The sequence below is a fragment of the Sphaerisporangium album genome (assembly GCF_003323745.1).
GTDB classification, from domain to species: Bacteria; Actinomycetota; Actinomycetes; order Streptosporangiales; family Streptosporangiaceae; genus Sphaerisporangium; species Sphaerisporangium album.
Window position 1 is genome coordinate 60,487 of the sequence record NZ_QOIL01000023.1, and the last position, 16,747, is coordinate 77,233.

At 72.5% G+C, this 16,747-nt stretch carries 17 protein-coding genes and 1 tRNA gene; 10 read left to right on the forward strand and 8 right to left on the reverse strand.

What is annotated here, in order from left to right; all coding sequences use genetic code 11:
• The first annotated feature begins 125 nt into the window (after window positions 1-125).
• Entirely contained in the window at window positions 126-1,643 is a 1,518-nt protein-coding gene (locus tag DQ384_RS32145; RefSeq protein ID WP_114032638.1) for a vWA domain-containing protein, read from the forward strand.
• A gap of 55 nt (window positions 1,644-1,698) precedes the next feature.
• Here the strand turns inward: DQ384_RS32145 and DQ384_RS32150 are convergent, their stop codons facing one another.
• Window positions 1,699-2,250 (reverse strand): EF-hand domain-containing protein, encoded by a 552-nt coding sequence (locus tag DQ384_RS32150; RefSeq protein ID WP_114032639.1) that lies wholly within the window; start codon window positions 2,248-2,250, stop codon window positions 1,699-1,701.
• A 41-nt stretch (window positions 2,251-2,291) separates the two neighbouring features.
• The gene (locus DQ384_RS32155; RefSeq protein WP_114032640.1) at window positions 2,292-2,987 is read right to left on the reverse strand and encodes a tRNA-dependent cyclodipeptide synthase; all 696 of its coding nucleotides are present in this window, start codon (window positions 2,985-2,987) and stop codon (window positions 2,292-2,294) included.
• A 207-nt stretch (window positions 2,988-3,194) separates the two neighbouring features.
• Here DQ384_RS32155 and DQ384_RS32160 point away from each other — a divergent pair.
• Window positions 3,195-3,267 (forward strand) — tRNA-Ala (locus tag DQ384_RS32160).
• A 48-nt stretch (window positions 3,268-3,315) separates the two neighbouring features.
• Here DQ384_RS32160 and DQ384_RS32165 read toward each other — a convergent pair.
• A complete protein-coding gene (locus tag DQ384_RS32165; protein WP_245966930.1) occupies window positions 3,316-4,269 on the reverse strand; it encodes a GlxA family transcriptional regulator in 954 nt (317 codons plus the stop codon).
• 71 nt (window positions 4,270-4,340) lie between these two features.
• Here DQ384_RS32165 and DQ384_RS32170 point away from each other — a divergent pair, with 71 nt between their 5' ends.
• From DQ384_RS32170 to DQ384_RS32195, 5 genes are all read left to right on the forward strand, one after another.
• The gene (locus DQ384_RS32170) at window positions 4,341-5,657 is read left to right on the forward strand and encodes an MFS transporter (protein ID WP_114032642.1); all 1,317 of its coding nucleotides are present in this window, start codon (window positions 4,341-4,343) and stop codon (window positions 5,655-5,657) included.
• A gap of 67 nt (window positions 5,658-5,724) precedes the next feature.
• Window positions 5,725-6,432 (forward strand): peptidyl-tRNA hydrolase, encoded by a 708-nt coding sequence (locus DQ384_RS32175; RefSeq protein ID WP_220183252.1) that lies wholly within the window; start codon window positions 5,725-5,727, stop codon window positions 6,430-6,432.
• A 133-nt stretch (window positions 6,433-6,565) separates the two neighbouring features.
• Window positions 6,566-7,714: a hypothetical protein gene (locus DQ384_RS40590; RefSeq protein ID WP_147268967.1), complete on the forward strand. Its 1,149-nt coding sequence runs from the start codon at window positions 6,566-6,568 to the stop codon at window positions 7,712-7,714.
• Window positions 7,715-7,767: 53 nt separating this feature from the next.
• Window positions 7,768-8,376, forward strand: a complete 609-nt coding sequence (locus DQ384_RS32190) for a Maf family protein (protein ID WP_114032646.1) — start codon at window positions 7,768-7,770, stop codon at window positions 8,374-8,376.
• 40 nt (window positions 8,377-8,416) lie between these two features.
• Window positions 8,417-9,217 (forward strand): EI24 domain-containing protein, encoded by an 801-nt coding sequence (locus tag DQ384_RS32195; RefSeq protein WP_245966931.1) that lies wholly within the window; start codon window positions 8,417-8,419, stop codon window positions 9,215-9,217.
• Window positions 9,218-9,226: 9 nt separating this feature from the next.
• On the opposite strand, the gene DQ384_RS32200 is transcribed toward DQ384_RS32195, so the two are convergent.
• On the reverse strand, window positions 9,227-9,679 hold the full coding sequence (locus tag DQ384_RS32200; protein ID WP_114032647.1) for a DUF5990 family protein: 453 nt from the start codon (window positions 9,677-9,679) through the stop codon (window positions 9,227-9,229).
• A gap of 140 nt (window positions 9,680-9,819) precedes the next feature.
• Between DQ384_RS32200 and DQ384_RS32205 the strand changes: the two genes are divergently transcribed.
• Window positions 9,820-10,950, forward strand: coding sequence for a DUF4192 domain-containing protein (locus DQ384_RS32205; RefSeq protein WP_245966932.1), 1,131 nt, complete (start codon window positions 9,820-9,822; stop codon window positions 10,948-10,950).
• Between the two features lie 285 nt (window positions 10,951-11,235).
• Here the strand turns inward: DQ384_RS32205 and DQ384_RS32210 are convergent, their stop codons facing one another.
• Window positions 11,236-11,580 carry a hypothetical protein gene (locus tag DQ384_RS32210; RefSeq protein ID WP_114032648.1) on the reverse strand — a complete coding sequence of 115 codons (345 nt, stop codon included), beginning with the start codon at window positions 11,578-11,580 and terminating at the stop codon, window positions 11,236-11,238.
• 199 nt (window positions 11,581-11,779) lie between these two features.
• Between DQ384_RS32210 and DQ384_RS32215 the strand changes: the two genes are divergently transcribed.
• Complete coding sequence (locus tag DQ384_RS32215) at window positions 11,780-12,373, forward strand: DUF1707 and DUF4870 domain-containing protein (RefSeq protein ID WP_114032649.1); 594 nt, start codon at window positions 11,780-11,782, stop codon at window positions 12,371-12,373.
• A 200-nt stretch (window positions 12,374-12,573) separates the two neighbouring features.
• On the opposite strand, the gene DQ384_RS43820 is transcribed toward DQ384_RS32215, so the two are convergent.
• Window positions 12,574-13,452, reverse strand: a complete 879-nt coding sequence (locus DQ384_RS43820) for a septal ring lytic transglycosylase RlpA family protein (RefSeq protein WP_281274148.1) — start codon at window positions 13,450-13,452, stop codon at window positions 12,574-12,576.
• Between the two features lie 301 nt (window positions 13,453-13,753).
• Window positions 13,754-15,292, reverse strand: a complete 1,539-nt coding sequence (locus DQ384_RS32225; RefSeq protein ID WP_245966933.1) for an ATP-dependent DNA ligase — start codon at window positions 15,290-15,292, stop codon at window positions 13,754-13,756.
• Between the two features lie 204 nt (window positions 15,293-15,496).
• Here DQ384_RS32225 and DQ384_RS32230 point away from each other — a divergent pair, with 204 nt between their 5' ends.
• Window positions 15,497-16,084: a GNAT family N-acetyltransferase gene (locus tag DQ384_RS32230; RefSeq protein ID WP_114032651.1), complete on the forward strand. Its 588-nt coding sequence runs from the start codon at window positions 15,497-15,499 to the stop codon at window positions 16,082-16,084.
• Between the two features lie 117 nt (window positions 16,085-16,201).
• Here the strand turns inward: DQ384_RS32230 and DQ384_RS32235 are convergent, their stop codons facing one another.
• The gene (locus DQ384_RS32235) at window positions 16,202-16,576 is read right to left on the reverse strand and encodes an FKBP-type peptidyl-prolyl cis-trans isomerase (protein ID WP_114032652.1); all 375 of its coding nucleotides are present in this window, start codon (window positions 16,574-16,576) and stop codon (window positions 16,202-16,204) included.
• Window positions 16,577-16,747 lie beyond the last annotated feature (171 nt).

The window sequence follows — 16,747 nt, forward strand, 5'->3', positions numbered from 1 at the left end:
AAGTCCTGTGTCGTCGGGTGGATCGGGGGTCACAGCCTGGGAACGGTTCGTCCTCGCTTGCGTGACGGCTCCGGCGCCGCGCCGCCGGGCGGTCGTCGTACGGGGTGATGCCGAGGGAGGCTTTCATGAAGTCACGTTTCCTCATCTGCGCCCTGGTGGCGCTCGCCCTGCTCGTCTCCGCGTGCGGCGGAGGCTCCGCGCCCACCGGCGCGCCCGCGACCGGCGTGTCACAGCCTGCCCAGACCTCGTTCCCCACCGTGCCGACGGCCACGCGCGCGCCCAACGTGCCCAGCGGCTCCGCCGAGCCCCTGCCGAGCGCCTCGGCGACCCGTCCGGCCGAGCGGCCCGCCGGGGAACTGTCCACCTTCGCCCTCGACGTCGACACCGCGTCGTACGGCTACGCCCGCACCGCGCTCAAGGACGGACGCCTGCCCGACCCCGGCCAGGTGCGGCCGGAGGAGTTCGTCAACGCCTTCCGCCAGGACTACGCCGAGCCGTCCGGCGACGGCTTCGCCGTCCACATCGACGGAGCCAAAGCGAGCGACGCCACGGCGCTGCTCAGGGTCGGGTTGCAGACCCGGACCGCCGAGGCGGCCTCCCGCAGGCCCGCCAACCTCACCTTCGTCGTCGACGTGTCCGGCTCGATGTCCGACCCCGGCCGCCTCGACCTCGTCCGCGACGCACTGCACACACTCGTGGACCAGCTCGGACCGAGCGACTCGGTGTCGATCGTGTCCTTCAGCGACGAGGCGCGGCTGCGCATCCCGATGACGGCCGCCGGCGAGCGCGGCAGGCTGCACGAGGCGATCGACACCCTGCGGACGGAAGGTTCCACCAACCTGGAGTCCGGGCTCGTCACCGGCTACCAGGAGGCGGCCCGCGCCTTCCGGCCGGTGGCCACCAACCGCGTCATCCTGCTCTCCGACGGGCTGGCCAACCTCGGCGACACCACCTGGAAGGGCATCCTGGACCGCGTCGAGGATTACGCCGGGCGCCAGGTCACCCTGCTGTGCGTCGGCGTCGGCCGCGAGTACGGCGACACCCTGATGGAGCAGCTCGCCGACAACGGGGACGGCGCCGCCGTTTACGTCAGCTCGCGGGAGGACGCGCGCAAGGTGTTCGTCGACCGGCTGCCGGCCGCCCTGGACCTGCGGGCGCGCGACGCCAAGGCGCAGGTCGCGTTCAACCCGGCCACCGTCGCCTCGTACCGGCTGCTGGGGTACGAGAACCGGGCGCTGGCCGAGGGCGACTTCCGCGACGACTCCAAGGACGGCGGCGAGGTCGGCCCCGGGCACGCCGTCACCGCGCTGTACGAGGTGCGGCTGCGTCCGGGAACGTCGGGTCAGCTCGCCGTGGCGACCGTGCGATGGCAGGACCCCGACAGCCGCCAGCCCGCCGAGGCGAGCCGCGCCGTGGACGTCTCGGAGCTGTCCGGGTCGTTGTGGGAGGGGCCATCGCCGCGGCTCCAGGTCGACGCGGTCGTGGCGGCGTTCGCCGACCGGCTCAGGCGCGTGGACGGCGGGGTGTTCGAGGAGGACCTCGGCACGCTCGCCGGGCACGCCTCGCGGCTCGCGGCGGCGACGGAGGACCCGATGGTGACCGAGCTGGCCGAGCTGATCCGCACCGCCGGCTCGCTGCGATGAGCCAGGCGCGACGGGGATGTGCGGGACGGCGCTCGCGGAGGGCGCCGTCCCGCCGTCACGACGACCGCCCGAGGATCGGGATCGCCGCCTTCTCGGGGTCCTCGCTGAAGTAGAAGTCGTACATCGCCTGCGCGAACTCGTCCTTGCCCAGGTGGCCGTCACCGTCGGTGTCGAGCAGGATGAACGCCTCCCGCGCCTCCGCGGTCCCGACGTCGTAGGCCGACCACAGGTGCAGGTACTCGCGCATGCTGAGCTTCTGGTCGCCGTCGGTGTCCAGCGCGTCCCACAGGGCGTCGGTGATGGGCCAGACGATCGCCACGATGAACGCCGTCCTGTCCAGACGGGGCGAGACGGCGTACTCGACGTACCGCTCCCGGGAGATGCGCCCCTCCTCATCGGTGCCGACGGCGGCCACGACGTTCTCCCACACCTGGGCGTAGGCGTCCTGGAGCCGGCCGCGCGCCGGGGCGTCCGGGGGAAGCCCCAGGCGGTCGGCCAGGTGAAGCCCGACGAGGTACATGTCCTGCTTGTCTATGAAGCCGTCCTGGTTGACGTCGCTGGTGTCGAAGGCGGATCCCGCGTTGGCTTCCTGGGGGCTCGGACGCATTCTCGGCTCCTCGCATCACGATTACGTGGGGTGACCAATCGTTACGTTCGGTCAGTGCGCGTGTCAACGCGTGAGAGCCGGGTGACCAGGAAACCCTGGCCCGGCGCGCGGGAGATGGGCAGGTGACCCCCGTAGAGGTGTGCGACCAGCGGCATCGGCCGGGGGTAGCAGAAGACCGACGACCGGGTGCCGAGGATCGCCGGGGTGTCCACGACGAGCGGCAGCTCCCCGAGCAGGAACGGCACCGCGATCTCCGCCCGCTCGCGGGTCACCTCCTCGCCCGAGTCGCCGGCGATCACCGGCACCACCGCCTCCAGGCAGGCGTCGCGGAAGCGCGCGTCGGTCGCGTACAGCGCCTCCACGCGCCTGCGCGTCGCCATGTACGCGCGGTTGGCGGTCAGGTCCGACCAGGTGAAGACGCCGACCGGGCGCACGCGCGGCGCGAGGTCGCCCAGGGCGCGGCACACGCGGTTGCGCGTGTTGTTGACGGCCATCCGGGCCTTGCGCCGCACCCGGTCCGCGGCGTGACCGCGCCCGCGCAGGGTGTTCTCCAACTCTCTGCCCGGCAGCAGCACGTCGACAGTGGCGAAGCTCGACACCGCCCAGCGCAGGAGCTCGGTGATGGTGGCCTGCGAGAAGTAGCCGTTGAGCGCGCTTATGCCGACGAGCGCGTGCTCGCGTCCCGCGACGATGCGCGAGCACGCCCTCGTGAGCGGCCTGCTGAAGATGTAGTTCATAACGGAAAATTAACAAACGCCAGTACTTTCCGGAGCGGACCGACCACTCCTCGTAGTCAAGCGGCTTCACCTGCGTGACCGCCCGCCGTGCCCGGCGCCGCTCGGCCGCCGTGCGCGGGGATGAGCCCCCTAACGGGTTCGGCCCGCCCGCCGTTGTCCGATACACTGGCGTGGCGCCGGGCGGGCATATCGCCCGCAGCGCGATGAGGGGCTATGGCGCAGCTGGTAGCGCGCCTCCATGGCATGGAGGAGGTCTGGGGTTCGAATCCCCATAGCTCCACAAGCGGGTCGGAAGGGCGGCAAGCGATCTTGCCGCCCTTCCGCGTTCTCAGTTCTTGAAGGTGTGGCGGTAGGTCAGCGGGGCGACGCCGACGGTGGCGTGCAGGTGCTGGCGCAGCGAGACCGCGGTGCCGAAGCCCGCCTGGGCGGCCACCTGGTCCACCGGCAGGCTGGTGGTCTCCAGCAGGTGGCGCGCGTGGTCGACGCGCTGCCGGGCCAGCCATCGCGCCGGGCTGAGGCCCGTCTCCTCCCGGAACCGTCGCGTGTACGTGCGCACGCTCATACGGGCGTGCCGGGCCTGCGCGGCGAGGGCGAGCGGCTCGGCGAGGCGCTCCAGCATCCATGCACGGGTCGGCGCCGTCGTCGTCCCGCCGGGGTCGGGGAGCGGGCGCTCGATGAACTGCGCCTGGCCCCCCTCGCGCCAGGGCGGCGTCACGCAGCGCCTGGCCGCCCGGTTGGCGACCTCGCTGCCGTGGTCACGGCGGATGACGTGCAGGCACAGGTCGATGCCGGCGGCGACGCCCGCCGAGGTCAGCAGGTCGCCGTCGTCGACGAACAGCACCTCCTGGTCGAGCCGCACCTTCGGGAACAGCGACCGGAACACGGTGGTGTTCCTCCAGTGCGTCGTGGCGGGCCGGCCGTCCAGCAGGCCGGCCGCGGCCAGCACGAACGCGCCCGTGCAGATCGACATCATGCGGGACTTCGCGGCGGCCCGGCGCAGCGCCTCGCCCAGCTCGGGGTCGATCGTGCCGTCGGCGAGCGGGGGACCGCTGTGGATGCCGGGCACCACGACGGTGTCCGCCGTGCCGAGGACCGACAGGTCGTGGTCGGGGACCAGGCTGTACCCGGCCGGGCCGCGAACGGGCCGTCCACCCGGGGTGCAGGTGACCACCTCGTACAGATTCCGGCCGTCCTGCTCGGCGACGCGGAACACCTGCCCCGGGATGCCGAGGTCGAGGGTGGCGAAGTCGTCGAGTGCGACGACCACGATGCGATGAGACATGGCCGGATTCTTGCACATATTGGCTTTCAAGCCACTCGTCCGGCACTGGATGAAAATCCATGATTGTCCGCATGACGTTGACGATGGACGCGAAGCGGAGACGACTCCACCGGGCCTGGCTCGTGGCGGGCGTCGCCTTCGTCGCGATCGTGGGGGCCGCCGGCTTCCGGGCCACGCCCGGTGTGCTCATCACCCCGCTGGAGGACGAGTTCGGCTGGACGCGGGGGACCATTTCGCTCGCCGTCTCGGTCAACCTCACCCTGTACGGACTGACCGCGCCCTTCGCGGCCGCCCTGATGGACCGGCTCGGCATGCGCCGCGTCGTGGCGTCCGCGCTCGCGCTCGTCGCCCTCGGCAGCGGCCTGACGGTGTTCATGACCACGAGCTGGCAGCTCGTCGCCTGCTGGGGCGTGCTGGTCGGCCTCGGCACCGGCTCCATGGCGCTCGTCTTCGTCGCGACGGTCACCGACCGGTGGTTCGTCCGGCACCGGGGCGTGGTCACGGGCGTGCTCACCGCGGGAGGGGCCGCCGGGCAGCTCGTCTTCCTGCCGGTGCTGGCCTGGCTCGCCGAAGGGCCGGGCTGGCGGACGGCCGCGCTGATCGTGTCGGGAGCGGCGCTGGCCGTCGTCCCGCTGGTGTGGTTCCTGCTGCGCGACCGTCCCGAGGACGTCGGGCTGACCGCGCTCGGCGCCGAGCCGGGCGCCGTGCGCCTCGCCGCCCCGCGCGGGGCCTCGGCGCTGCGGGCGCTGACCGTGCTCAGGTCCGCGGCGCGCACCCGGTCGTTCTGGTACCTCGTGGGCGGCTTCGCCATCTGCGGCGCCAGCACCAACGGCCTCGTCGGCACCCACTTCATCCCCGCCGCCCACGACCACGGCATGCAGGAGACCACCGCCGCCGGCCTGCTCGCCCTCATCGGCATCTTCGACATCGCCGGGACGGTGTTCTCGGGCTGGCTGAGCGACCGGGTCGACTCGCGCGTCCTGCTCGGCGCCTACTACGCGCTGCGCGGCGCGTCCCTGCTGGTCCTGCCCTCGCTGTTCGCGGCCACGGCCCAGCCGAGCATGCTGATCTTCATCATCTTCTACGGGCTGGACTGGGTGGCCACCGTGCCGCCGACCGTCGCGCTGTGCCGCAAGATCTACGGGCCGGACGGCGCGGTGGTGTTCGGCTGGGTGTTCGCCTCCCACCAGGTCGGCGCCGCCATCGCCGCGGTCGCCGCCGGGGTGACCCGCGACCACCTCGGGCACTACGACGCCGCCTGGTACGGGGCCGGAATCCTCTGCGCGTTCGCGGCCGTCATGTCGCTGCGGGTCGCGCGCGGCGCCGCCTCGCCTCCGCCGGACCGGACGCCCGTCCGTCCGGCCACCGTGGACGCCGGGGGAGCCTGACCCAGGGGCGTCCCGGGGAGCGGACGGCCGTGACGAGGTGGCAGGGGGGCCTGAGATCCTTGGTGACGTGAACCCGCCAGACCAGAGGGTCCTCCCCCTCGTCGTGAGAATCGAGCGCGCCGCCCCGCCCGAGCGCACCGACGCCCTGGAGGCCGCCGCGCTGGCCGTGCTCACCCTGCTCAACGACGAGCGGGCCCTGAGCGGCGAGTGGGCGGAGGCGGTGAGCGCCTGGGAGACCATCGGCATCAGGAAGGTCGTCCGCCGGGCGAGGGGCGGCGAATGGCGCCGGGTGCTGGAGCTGCCCGGCCTCACCGTCACCGTGCGCACGGCCGAGGTGCGCGTGCACCCGCCCGTCCCTCTGGACGGCTGGCCGAAGGAACTGTCGCGGCTGCAGGTCTCGGGCACCGACCTGACCGACACCGCGCCCCCGGACCCGCCCGAGCCCGGCGCGGCGGTGCTGTGGATGAACCCCTCCCTGGAGATGTCGGCGGGCAAGGCCATGGCCCAGGCCGGCCACGCGGCGCAGCTCGCCTGGTGGGGCACCGACGAGCCCGCCCGCGAGGCGTGGCGCGCGGACGGCCTGCCGGTCGCCGTGCGCACGGCGGGGCCGCGCCGCTGGTCGGCGCTGGCCGACAGCGGGCTGCCCGTCGTCCGGGACGCGGGTTACACGGAGATCGAGCCGGGTTCACGCACGGTCGTCGCCGACGCGCCGTGGCTGCGCGCCGGGGGGCACCGGCCGGCCGGGTGGGGGCCGCTCCGCAATCCCTCCGCGTAGTCGCGCCACCGTCGTTGACCGGAGGGTGAAAGCGAAGGTCAGAGGGCATGCAAAGCCCTCGAGAGGGGCACTCGTTCCCGAAGTGTGATCGGTACGCCGAACGCGCGGACGTTATATGCCGTACGCTCCGATCGTGCCAAATGGGGTAGGTGGGAGCTACGGCAAGGCCGTCCCAACGTACGTGACGGCGGACGCGGAAACCGCGCCCCTCCCGAAGATCACGATCGAGGACCCGCCGGCACAGCCGGCCCCCAAGGCGCCCGCCAAGCGGTCCCTGATCTCGCGGCTCGGCGACCTGCCGATGCGGGTCATCTACCGCGCGCTCGTGGCGGGCGTCGGCGCGATCGCGGTCGCCGTCGCGGCCGTGGTGCTGTTCATGACCGGAACCCTCGGCAAGGGGACGCCGACCGCGGCCGGGCCGGGCGGAGCGAAGGCCGCGGGCACGCCGGCCGATCCCGGTACCGGGACCGCGCCCCCCATGTCCACCGCGCCCTCCGTGTCCTCCTCGACCCCGGGCACGCCGTCCCCCTCCGCGGAGCCGTCGGGTTCCGCCTCGGCGGGGGTCACGGCCGTCGCGGCTCCGGCGCAGTCCTCCGCGCCCGTGTCGGCGTCCGTCTCCGCCTCGTCCTCGGCCGGGCCGTCGGCGTCCGGTTCGGCGCCGGGATCGGCCTCGGTCACCGGGGACGGCGCCACGCCGGTGCCCACGTCGACCGCGGGCATGAGCCCCCTCGCCGCGGCCAAGGCCGACCCCCGCCTGCCCGCACTGCCCTCCAACCGCAAGCTCGCCAACTTCCCCGGCCGGGGCGCGCCGGCGAAGGGCCGGGTGAAGGACAAGCGGTCCGGCATCACCTTCGCCCGCTTCACCAAGGAGTGGAAGCTCGCCAGGTCGTCCCCCTTCGCCACGCGCCGGACGCTCCCGCCGGCGAAGGGCGCCGGGCACCGGGCGCTGCTGGCCTCCTGCCCCGTGCCGATCGCGATCCAGGACACCCTCAAGGACACCGCCTTCCTGGCCGCGCGGTGGACCCTCAACTACCACCCCGCCGGGTCCACGATCTCGTGGACGGCGTCCCAGCCGATCAAGGCGGGCAAGCGGGACGGCTGGCTGCTCGGCTACCGGGTGCAGTACAAGCTGGACGGCGAGAAGCACGTCTCCACCGCCGCCGTCGCGCTGGTCGACGTGCCCGGTTCCAAGCCCGCGCTGGTGTTCGTCACGATCCCCGACGCACAGAAGAAGCGGTGGGCGGACATCAACACCGTCGTGTCCAGCCTGCGCATCCTCTGATCGCCCGCTCCGGTGGCGCGCGCCGGGGTACGGGTGCCCTAGGCTCGGAAGACATGACCGAGATCGTCCTCGCCTCCGCCTCCCCCGCGCGGCTCGCGTTGCTGCGCAGCGCCGGCCTCGATCCCAAAGTGATCGTCAGCAACGTCGACGAGGAGGCGATGTCCGCCTCGTACGACTCCCCGGCCGCGCTGTGCCTCGCCCTGGCCCGCGCGAAGGCCTCCGTCGTCGCCGAGCGCCTCACGGCAGGCCTGGTGATCGGCTGCGATTCGGTCCTGGAGCTCGACGGCCGCGCGTACGGCAAGCCGGGCTCGCCCGAGGAGGCCGTCGCGCGCTGGCGCTCGATGCGCGGACGCACGGGCAGGCTGCTCACCGGTCACTGCGTGATCGACGTCGCGCGCGGCGCCGAGGCGTCCGAGGTCGGCTCGACGGTGGTGCGCTTCGGCACGCCGACCGACGAGGAGATCGCGGCCTACGTCGCCGCGGGGGAGCCGCTGCGCGTGGCGGGCGCGTTCACGCTGGACGGTCTCGGCGGCTGGTTCGTCGAGGGCATCGAGGGCGACCACGGGAACGTGCTGGGCATCTCCTTGCCGCTGGTCCGCCGCCTGCTCGCCGAGCTCGGGGTCACGGTGACGTCCCTGTGGAAACAGGGATCTCTCTCCTGATCATGCGACGAACCGGGCGGAAAACGCTAGCCTGCCGGGCATGAACAGCATGGGCCGGCCCGTCCGCCGCGGCGTAGGCGGCTTCGCCGACGGCGTCAAATACGTCTTCCGAGGTCTCGGCTGGGTCGCCCGCAACCCCGGCCAGTGGTTCTTCGGGCTCATCCCGGCGCTCCTCGCGCTCGTCCTGTACGTCGTCGCGCTCGTGCTCCTCGGCACGTACGCGGGCGACCTCGCCTCCTGGGCCACGCCGTTCGCCGACGGATGGAGCCCCGGGCTGCGCGACACGCTGCGCGTGCTGCTCGGGCTCGTCGTGTTCGCGCTCGGCCTGGTCCTGTCGGTCGTCACGTTCACGGCCGCGACGCTGGCCATCGGCGACCCGTTCTACGAGAAGCTGTCGGAGCGGGTGGAGGAGGACCTCGGCGGGGTCGAGGTGGTGGGGGACCTGCCGCTCTGGCGGTCGGTGCTGCGCTCGCTGCGCGACAGCGTGATCACCCTCGGATACGTGCTGATGTTCACGATCCCGCTGTTCGTCCTGGGCTTCGTACCGGTGATCGGGCAGACGGTGGTGCCGGTGCTGGGCGCCGCCGTGTCGGGCTTCTTCCTCACCGTCGAGCTGACCGCCCTCGCCATGGAGCGCCGGGGGCTCGCGCGCCGTCAGCGCTTCGCCGTGCTGCGCGCCGACAAGGCCCCGGCGCTCGGCTTCGGCGTGCTGCTGTTCCTCGTCTTCCTGGTGCCGTTCGGAGCGGTCGTCGCCATGCCCGCCGCCGTCGCGGGGGCCACGATCATGGTCAGGGAACGCCTCACGCCGCACCTGCCCGTCGAGGGCCCGGCGCACGCCTGAGCCGCGCGGTCAGCCCGCGGACCAGGTGATGGCCGGAGGGCGCACGGCGGCGCAGAGCGGGTGGCCCTTGGCGTCGGTGAGCCCGAGCCGTGCGCGCAGGGTGCCGGAACGCAGGGCGGCTTCGGCGATCTCGGGGTCGACGGCGTCGAGCATCAGCTTGGCGCGCCTGAACCCTGTGAAGTGGCCGATCCCGTCCACCGCGCCCCAGGCCAGGTAGACGAACCGCGCTCCGGGGCGGCCCTGGATGTGCGGCCCCCGGATGTCCACTCCGGCGGGTCCGCCGCGCGCCTCGCACTCGATTATCCACAGGGCCGACGGCGCGTCGCCGGGGTGAAGGCCCATGATGTCCTCCCGGCGGTCGCGGCGCTGCACGCCGACGTGCACGTTGTCGTATCCCGGGAAGCCGCTGTCACCAGGGCAGACGCGGCCGGGCAGGTCAGTGGCGTGAATCCGCATCAGCATGGCCCCATCCTGCCGCCTGGCGGTTCGTGCGCGTTTGTGCGGCCGCCGTCGGCCCTTGTCCTCGAATGCGGTTCAGTTCGTTTTCCACAGAACGAGGCTCGGCTCGATGGCGCGCGCGCCCGCACGTGAAAGTGTCCGCCATGACGCTGACACCGATCCTCCTCACCACCCCTGACGACATCCTGGGCGCGGTTCCCTACCTGCTCGGCTTCCATCCCGCCGACAGCCTCGTCGTCATCGCCTTCGCCGGCCGGGGCGTCCGGGGCAGGCTCCGCCTCACCACCCGGTGGGATCTCCCGGCGGCGCCCGGCACGCTCGACCGGCTCGTGCCGCTTCTCCGCCGTGAGCAGGTCACCCACGCGATCCTGGCCGGGTTCGGGGAGGGCGCCCTCGTCACCCCCGCCGTGGACGAGGCGCTGCGGCTGCTCCAAGGCGCCGGCATCGAGGTCGTCGAGGCCCTGCGCGCGCACGAGCGGCGCTACTGGTCGTACGTCTGCACGCAGGTGGCGTGCTGCCCGCCCGAGGGAAGGGCGTACGACCCGGTGGCCGGGCCGGTCGCGGCGCAGGCCACCATGGGCGGGCTGGTCGCGCTGCCCGGCCGCGAGAGCCTGGAGCGCGCGGTCGCGCCCGTCGGGGGAGCCGCCCGCGCGGCGATGGCCGAGGCGACCCGGGCGACCGCCGCCGAGATACGCGCCCGGCTGCTCGCCGCCCGCGATCCCGCGGAGGTTCCGCGCGCGTTCGTCGGTGAGGCGCTCGACCGCGTGCGCCGGTGCCTCGCCGGGTTTCCCGGCCATGGGCCGCCGGCCGACCTGGAGGCCGCGCGGCTCGGCTTCGACCTCGCGGTCGTCCGGGTGCGCGACGAGGCGTGGACGTTGATGGACGACGCGACGCAGGACGTGCACGTCGCCCTCTGGGCCGACCTCACGCGCAGGCTCGGCAGGCGCTTCCTGCCGCCGGTCGCGTCGCTGCTCGGGGCGGCGGCCTGGCGGCGCGGTGACTGCGCGCTGGCGGGGATCGCGGTCGACCGCGCCCTGGCCGCCGACCCGTCCTACTCGATGGCCGGCCTGCTCGCGCAGGGACTGCGGCAACTCGTCGGCCCCGAAGTCCTGCGCGAGCGCATGCCGAGCCCGGAGGAACTCGACGCGAGCATGGGGCCGCCCCACATGGACTGGCTGCACCCGATGCTGCGCCTGCTCGACGAGGAACTCCGCGCCGAGGTCCCCCCTCCCGAGCTCGCCGCCCGACCCGTCCACGGGGCCGAGCGTCCCTGACGTCGCCGGCACCGGGTGACCGGACCGCGGGACGGCAGGAGGGCCGCGCCCATCTGTGCGGCGGGACCGGCTGACATCAACCGGCGGTCGAGGAGTGCTGCTCTGGCGTGATGGTGTCTGGCCCGAGGGGGCCGCCATGAGCGGTGAGCGCGGTACGTGCACGTGAAGGGGGAGCGGAGTGCGATCCCTTATGGGAACGGGGGGCAACGGTGGGAGGGGGCAAAGGTGAGCCAGGGGAATGAACGAAGGCTCGGGATCAGAGGGTGTGCCCGGGAAAGGGACGGGTCAGTCCTGCGCCGTGCTATTCCGGCGGCGCTCGTTGTAAGCCCTCATTCTGCCGGGATAGCCGGTGAGGTTAACGTCGTAGACCGGAAGGGCGAGGTTTCTGGCCACCTTGATGATGACGGCGGGAGAACCCACTCTGCGGCGGGTCCATTCACCGTCATGCGCGACGGCGACCGCGGTCGTGTCGGTCGCGAACGTTTCCGGCTCGACGTAGAACTCGACCCCTCGCCGGGACTTCGCGAAGGCGATGAGCGCCTCGATGTCGGCGTCATTGGCCTCACGGTCGAACTTTGCGATCTTGCGGCCACGGAGCCGACGAATTCCATAGCGATCACGCCATCTCATATCCCTTGTATACCTGGAGCGGGCGCCCAATGGGGGGCTCCGGGCCACATCGGGGTCGGGTCGGGGATGTTCCGGATGGACGCGCGTTCGCGCGGGTCCAAAGATGAGAAAGTCCACCCGATCCGACGGAAGACACGGGGCTCTAATGGCAGGGGCAGCGACACCACCAGCGACACCCGCTCCCGGAGGTTGGAGGCCGATGTCTCAGCCTCACGACGCACAGCACCCGCGGCTCCGGGTGACCGACCACGACCGCGACGGGGTGGTCGAGCAGGTCACCGCGGCCTACGCCGAAGGCCGTCTCAGCAAGGACGAGTTCGACGAGCGCCTGCACCTGGCGATGACGGCGCGCGTCCACGCCGACCTCGAGCCGATCGTCCGAGACCTGAACGCGTGGCGGCCCACGTCGGCCCCGCCCATGCCGTCGGCCTGGCCGGGCCGGCCGCAGTCCTGGCCGGGGCACGGGTACGCCGCCTCGCCGACGGGCCGCGAGCGGCTCGGCGCGGCGGCCGCCCACATTCTGCCGATCTGCGGGCTCTCCTTCGTCGGCCCGCTGATCGTGCTGCTGACCGGCGGGCGGGGGTCGCCGTACATCCGCCGGCACGCGCTGGAGGCGCTCAACTTCCACCTGACGGTGCTCGGCGCCACCATCCTGCTGCCGTTCACGGTCATCGGCATCGTGCTGGTCCCGATCATCTGGATCGCGGCCTTCGTCCTCGGCCTCGTGGGAGGCTCCGCCGCCCTCGGCGACGGCCGCTTCACCTACCCGCTCACCCTCCGCCTCATCAAGTAGCCCGGGCCGCCGCGTCCCCGGCCGCTCGTGATGCCGTGTATCCCGTGCGCCCCGGCGGACCAGCGCACGGCGGCAGGTCAGCGTCTCAGGCCGCCGATGGCGTGGGGTTCGGGGGGCGCCGTGGGTTCCGGGGCTGCGGGTTCGGGCGCTGCGGGTTCGGGCGCTGCGGGTTCGGGCGCTGCGAGCTTGGGGAGCTCGGGTCAACGGGCGAGGACCTGGTACTTCACGGTCATCGTGCCCGCGCTCAGGCTGCCGATGGCGTCGAAGGCGGCGCGGGACAGGTCGAGGCAGCGGCCGCCGATGTACGGCCCGCGGTCGTTGATGCGGACGGTCACGGACTTACCGCTCCGGGGGTTGATCACGCGCACCCTGCTGTCCATGGGCAGGGTCTTGTGGGCGGCCGTCATCGCGTCCGGGTCGAACCGCTCGCCGCTGGCGGTCATCTGGCCTTCGTCGTAGTACGACGCGCCACACCTTCCCGAGGCGAGCACCTTTGTGGTGGCCTGCGCTTCCTTGGCCTTCTTCTTCGACTTCTGGGTGGTGGAGCCGTCCGCGGCCTGTCGCTGGTCCGCGCCCTGGTCCGCGTCCGCCGACGAGGATGCCTGCGCGGCTTCGCCCGGTGCGGCGGCCGAGCCGGTGGCGCCTGTCCGCGGCGAGGCGTCTCTGGTGGCGGCCGGGTGCGAAGAGGGCCGCGGGGTCGCGTGCGGGGCCGCGTCCGCCTCGTCATGGGAGGGCTTCGGCCTGGCCGCCTGATCCGGAAGCCACGGAGCCGGCGGCGATGGGGGCGTGGCGCCGTCTTCCTGCGGCGTTTCTCCGGCGGCGTCCGCGAAGGGCCAGGCGCCGGGCAGCGAGCCGTCCGAGCCCCCGGCGACGGAGGCCGTGGTCGTCTGCCGGGAGTCACCGATCCCGGCCGCGGCGGTGACCGTACCGTCGCGCGCCACCACGATCCAGGCGGTAGCGGAGGCGGCGGCGACCACCGCGGTGACGGCGACCACGGAAGTCCAGCGCCGCCTGGTGCCGGTTTCGAGCTCGGAGGGTGTCTTGTCGTGCCAACGTGTCGGGGCGCGGTGCTGACCCAAGGAAACCACTGTCCTGGATAGGGGGCAAGGACGCGGGACGGCCGGCACGGAGCGGCGCGGGGACGCCAGATGCGGGGGCGTGCCGCCATCCCAGATACCAAATGGGCGTAAACCGCCCATAAGGTAATGAGGAGCACCATATGGGATAAACCTGCTGCAAAGGGAAGTCATGCCAACGTAAAGTGACGTAGCTCACACCAGGAGTGATCATGCGCTGATGTCGCCGTGCCCCGCCCTGTCAGGCGACCGGGGGGAGTGGTCGAGGGGTGGGCGCCGGGGAGTGCGGCAGGTGAGGCCGGGGTCAGAGGAGGAGTTGGCGGACCGAGTCGACCGTGTCGGCGTCGGTGGGGCGCTTGTCCGGGCGGTAGCGCAGGACGCGGGCGAACCTCAGGGCCATGCCGCCGGGGTAGCGCGGTGAGCGCTGGACACCGTCGAACGCGACCTCGACCACCATCTCGGGGCGCAGCCGCACCACCCACTCGTCGCCAGGCCCGTCGGCCAGAGCCAGGAACCGCTCGGTCTGCCAGGCGAGAAGCTCGTCGGTCAGCCCCTTGAACGTCTTGCCGAGCATCACGAAACCGCCCGTCTCGGGATCGCGGGCGCCGAGGTGCAGGTTGGACAGCTTGCCCTGCCGCCGGCCGTGCCCCCACTCGGCGGCCAGCACCACCAGGTCGAGGGTGTGGCGGGGTTTCACCTTGATCCACCCCGCGCCGCGGCGACCGGCCGCGTACGGGGTGGAGGGCCCCTTCACCACGAGGCCCTCGTGTCCCTGCCGCAGGACCTCGGCGAAGAACGCCATGCCCTCCTCGGGATCGGAGGTGACCAGGCGCGGAGTGACCAGCTCGGCGGGGACGGCACCGGCCAGCGCCTCGTGGCGCTCGCTGTCGGGAAGGTCGAGAAGGTCCTCGCCGCCCACACGCAGCGCGTCGAAGAAGAACACGCTCAGCGGGGTGGTGCCGCGCAGCCGCTCGGTGTCGGTCCTGCTGGCCACCCGGCTCGCCGTCACCTGGAACGGCTCGGGGCGGCCGTCCGGGCGAAGGGCGATCACCTCGCCGTCCAGCACGATGTCGTCGACCGGCAGCGCCAGCACGGCCTCGACCAGTTCGGGAACCTGCGCGGTGATGTCGTCCAGGGTACGGGTGAACACCTTGACGTCGCGGCCGGAGCGGTGGGCCTGCACGCGCACACCGTCCAGCTTCCATTCCAGCGCCGCTGGACCTCCTCCCAGCTTCGCCAGGGCGGCCGCCACGTTCGGCGCGCTCTGCGCGAGCATGGGAGAGACGGGACGCCCGACCTCCAGACGGAACGCCCTCAGGGCCTCCACGCCGCCCGTCAGCGCGGCGGCGCCGACCGCGGGGAGCCAGCCGCGCAGGGTGAGCGCACGACGCACCTCGGCCGACGGCGTTCCCGCCGCCTTGGCGACCGCCTCGATCATTACGCCGTTGAGCGCGCCCTGGCGCATCTCACCGCCCAGCAGGCGCAGCAGGAAGGACTGCTCCTGGGCCGTCACCGAGCGGAACAGCCGATCCAGCAGTTCCTTCCTGGCCGCCTGAGACCCCGGGCCGGTCTGCGCCTTGATGCGGCTGAGCAGGTCGTCGACCTCGGTCAGGGAGGCGCTGGCGATCTGGCGCGGCTCGGGAAGATCCTGCAGGCTGCGCCATCCGACGCCGATCTGGCGCTGGGGAAGCTCGCCTGAGAGGTAGGCCACCGCGATCTCGGCCTCGGCCGGTCCGACCCTGCTGAGCAACTCGGCGAGGTGTCGGATCTTGGCGAGGCGCGCCGGGTCCGCCGCGACGGCGGACGAGGTGCGCGCGAGGTCGATGAGCAGCACAGTCCTCATCGTGCCAGTTCAGGGCGAGGGATGGCGTCGCAGGTGCCCATATGACTCATATAGAGCACCTAAACCGTCAAGAACGAACAATCAGCCGCCCTGGCAGGCCTTGGGGCTGCCGCCGGGGGTCGGGGCGGTCGCTCGCGTCCACGCGGCGGGGCCGAGGCGGAAATTCGGTTGGAGGCGCGGCGGTCACCTGGGAACAATTGGCGGGTGCGGATCTTCCTGGAGACCGGGCGGCTCGTGCTTCGTGAGCTCACCGAGGCCGACGCGGACCTTATCTTCGAACTCGACAACGACCCGGCCGTCACCCGCTTCATCAACGGAGGCGAGCCGTGCTCCCGCGACACGGTCCGCGACGTGACCCTGCCCAGGTTGCTGCGCGCGTACGAATGGGCTCCGAGCCGCGCCTTCTGGGCGGCAGAGGAGAGGTCCACCGGGCGGTTCATCGGCTGGTTCGAGCTACGGCCTCTGGACCAGGACGGTCCGGGAGAGGTCGAGCTGGGATACCGGCTGCATTCCTGGGCCTGGGGCCGGGGCCTCGCGACCGAGGGAGCCCGTGCTCTGATCCACAAGGCCTTCACCGAGCTCGGCGTGCGCCGCGTGATGGCGCAGACGATGGCCGTCAACACCGGCAGCCGACGGGTGATGGAGAAGTCCGGCCTGACCTATGCGCGCACGTTCTACGGGGACTGGCCCGAGGCCATCGAAGGCTCGGAACATGGCGAAGTCGAATATGCCCTGACCAGAGCCGACTGGCTGAGCTCCCGGCCCGGTGAAGGCCGAACACACGTCTGGTAGGGGTTCGCCGCCGGGGGTGACCTGTGGTGGGAGGTGGTCGTCGAGGTCGTGCCCGCGTGGGGCGGGAGGCCGCGAGGCCGCCGGGCCACCACGGTCACCTGTGCGGCGAGCGGGCCGTCAGCTCACGCCGAGCAGGTCGACCACGAAGATCAACGTCTCGCCCGGCTTGATGGCGTTGCCCGCGCCACGGTTGCCGTAGCCCAGGTGGGGCGGGATCGTCAGCCGGCGGCGGCCGCCCACACGCATCCCCGCGACACCCTGGTCCCACCCGGCGATGACCCGTCCGGCTCCGAGCGGGAACTGGAACGAGTCGCCGCGGTTCCAGGAGGCGTCGAACTCCTCGCCCGTGGAGAACGCCACGCCGACATAGTGCACGTTCACCATGTGCCCGGGCTTGGCCTCCTCGCCGTCGCCCACGGTGATGTCTACGATCTCGAGATCCGCCGGCGCGTCGCCCTCCGGAAAATCGATCTCGGGCTTCTCGAGTGCCACGTGTTCTCCTTGATTAGAGTGCGCGCCCCCGAAGTCTTACCGGGGCACGCTCGGACCGGGCGTCGGCCGGGTCTCCGGCTGACCGGACGACTCTACGGGGTCACGAGGCCGGACGGGCGGCGAGGGCTCATTATGTGATCGTCGGCGCGTGGGCCACCCCTCCCCGTCCGG

Excerpts from the sequence above, each read along its gene's own strand:
- DQ384_RS32170 (WP_114032642.1), top strand. The coding sequence starts at position 4,341 with ATGACGTTGACGATGGACGCGAAGCGGAGACGACTCCACCGGGCCTGG.
- DQ384_RS32225 (WP_245966933.1), bottom strand. The coding sequence starts at position 15,292 with ATGAGGACTGTGCTGCTCATCGACCTCGCGCGCACCTCGTCCGCCGTC.
- DQ384_RS32215 (WP_114032649.1), top strand. The coding sequence starts at position 11,780 with ATGTCTCAGCCTCACGACGCACAGCACCCGCGGCTCCGGGTGACCGAC.
- DQ384_RS32165 (WP_245966930.1), bottom strand. The coding sequence starts at position 4,269 with ATGTCTCATCGCATCGTGGTCGTCGCACTCGACGACTTCGCCACCCTC.
- DQ384_RS32155 (WP_114032640.1), bottom strand. The coding sequence starts at position 2,987 with ATGAACTACATCTTCAGCAGGCCGCTCACGAGGGCGTGCTCGCGCATC.
- DQ384_RS32210 (WP_114032648.1), bottom strand. The coding sequence starts at position 11,580 with ATGAGATGGCGTGATCGCTATGGAATTCGTCGGCTCCGTGGCCGCAAG.
- DQ384_RS32195 (WP_245966931.1), top strand. The coding sequence starts at position 8,417 with ATGAACAGCATGGGCCGGCCCGTCCGCCGCGGCGTAGGCGGCTTCGCC.
- DQ384_RS32190 (WP_114032646.1), top strand. The coding sequence starts at position 7,768 with ATGACCGAGATCGTCCTCGCCTCCGCCTCCCCCGCGCGGCTCGCGTTG.
- DQ384_RS32145 (WP_114032638.1), top strand. The coding sequence starts at position 126 with ATGAAGTCACGTTTCCTCATCTGCGCCCTGGTGGCGCTCGCCCTGCTC.
- DQ384_RS32150 (WP_114032639.1), bottom strand. The coding sequence starts at position 2,250 with ATGCGTCCGAGCCCCCAGGAAGCCAACGCGGGATCCGCCTTCGACACC.
- DQ384_RS32200 (WP_114032647.1), bottom strand. The coding sequence starts at position 9,679 with ATGCTGATGCGGATTCACGCCACTGACCTGCCCGGCCGCGTCTGCCCT.
- DQ384_RS32205 (WP_245966932.1), top strand. The coding sequence starts at position 9,820 with ATGACGCTGACACCGATCCTCCTCACCACCCCTGACGACATCCTGGGC.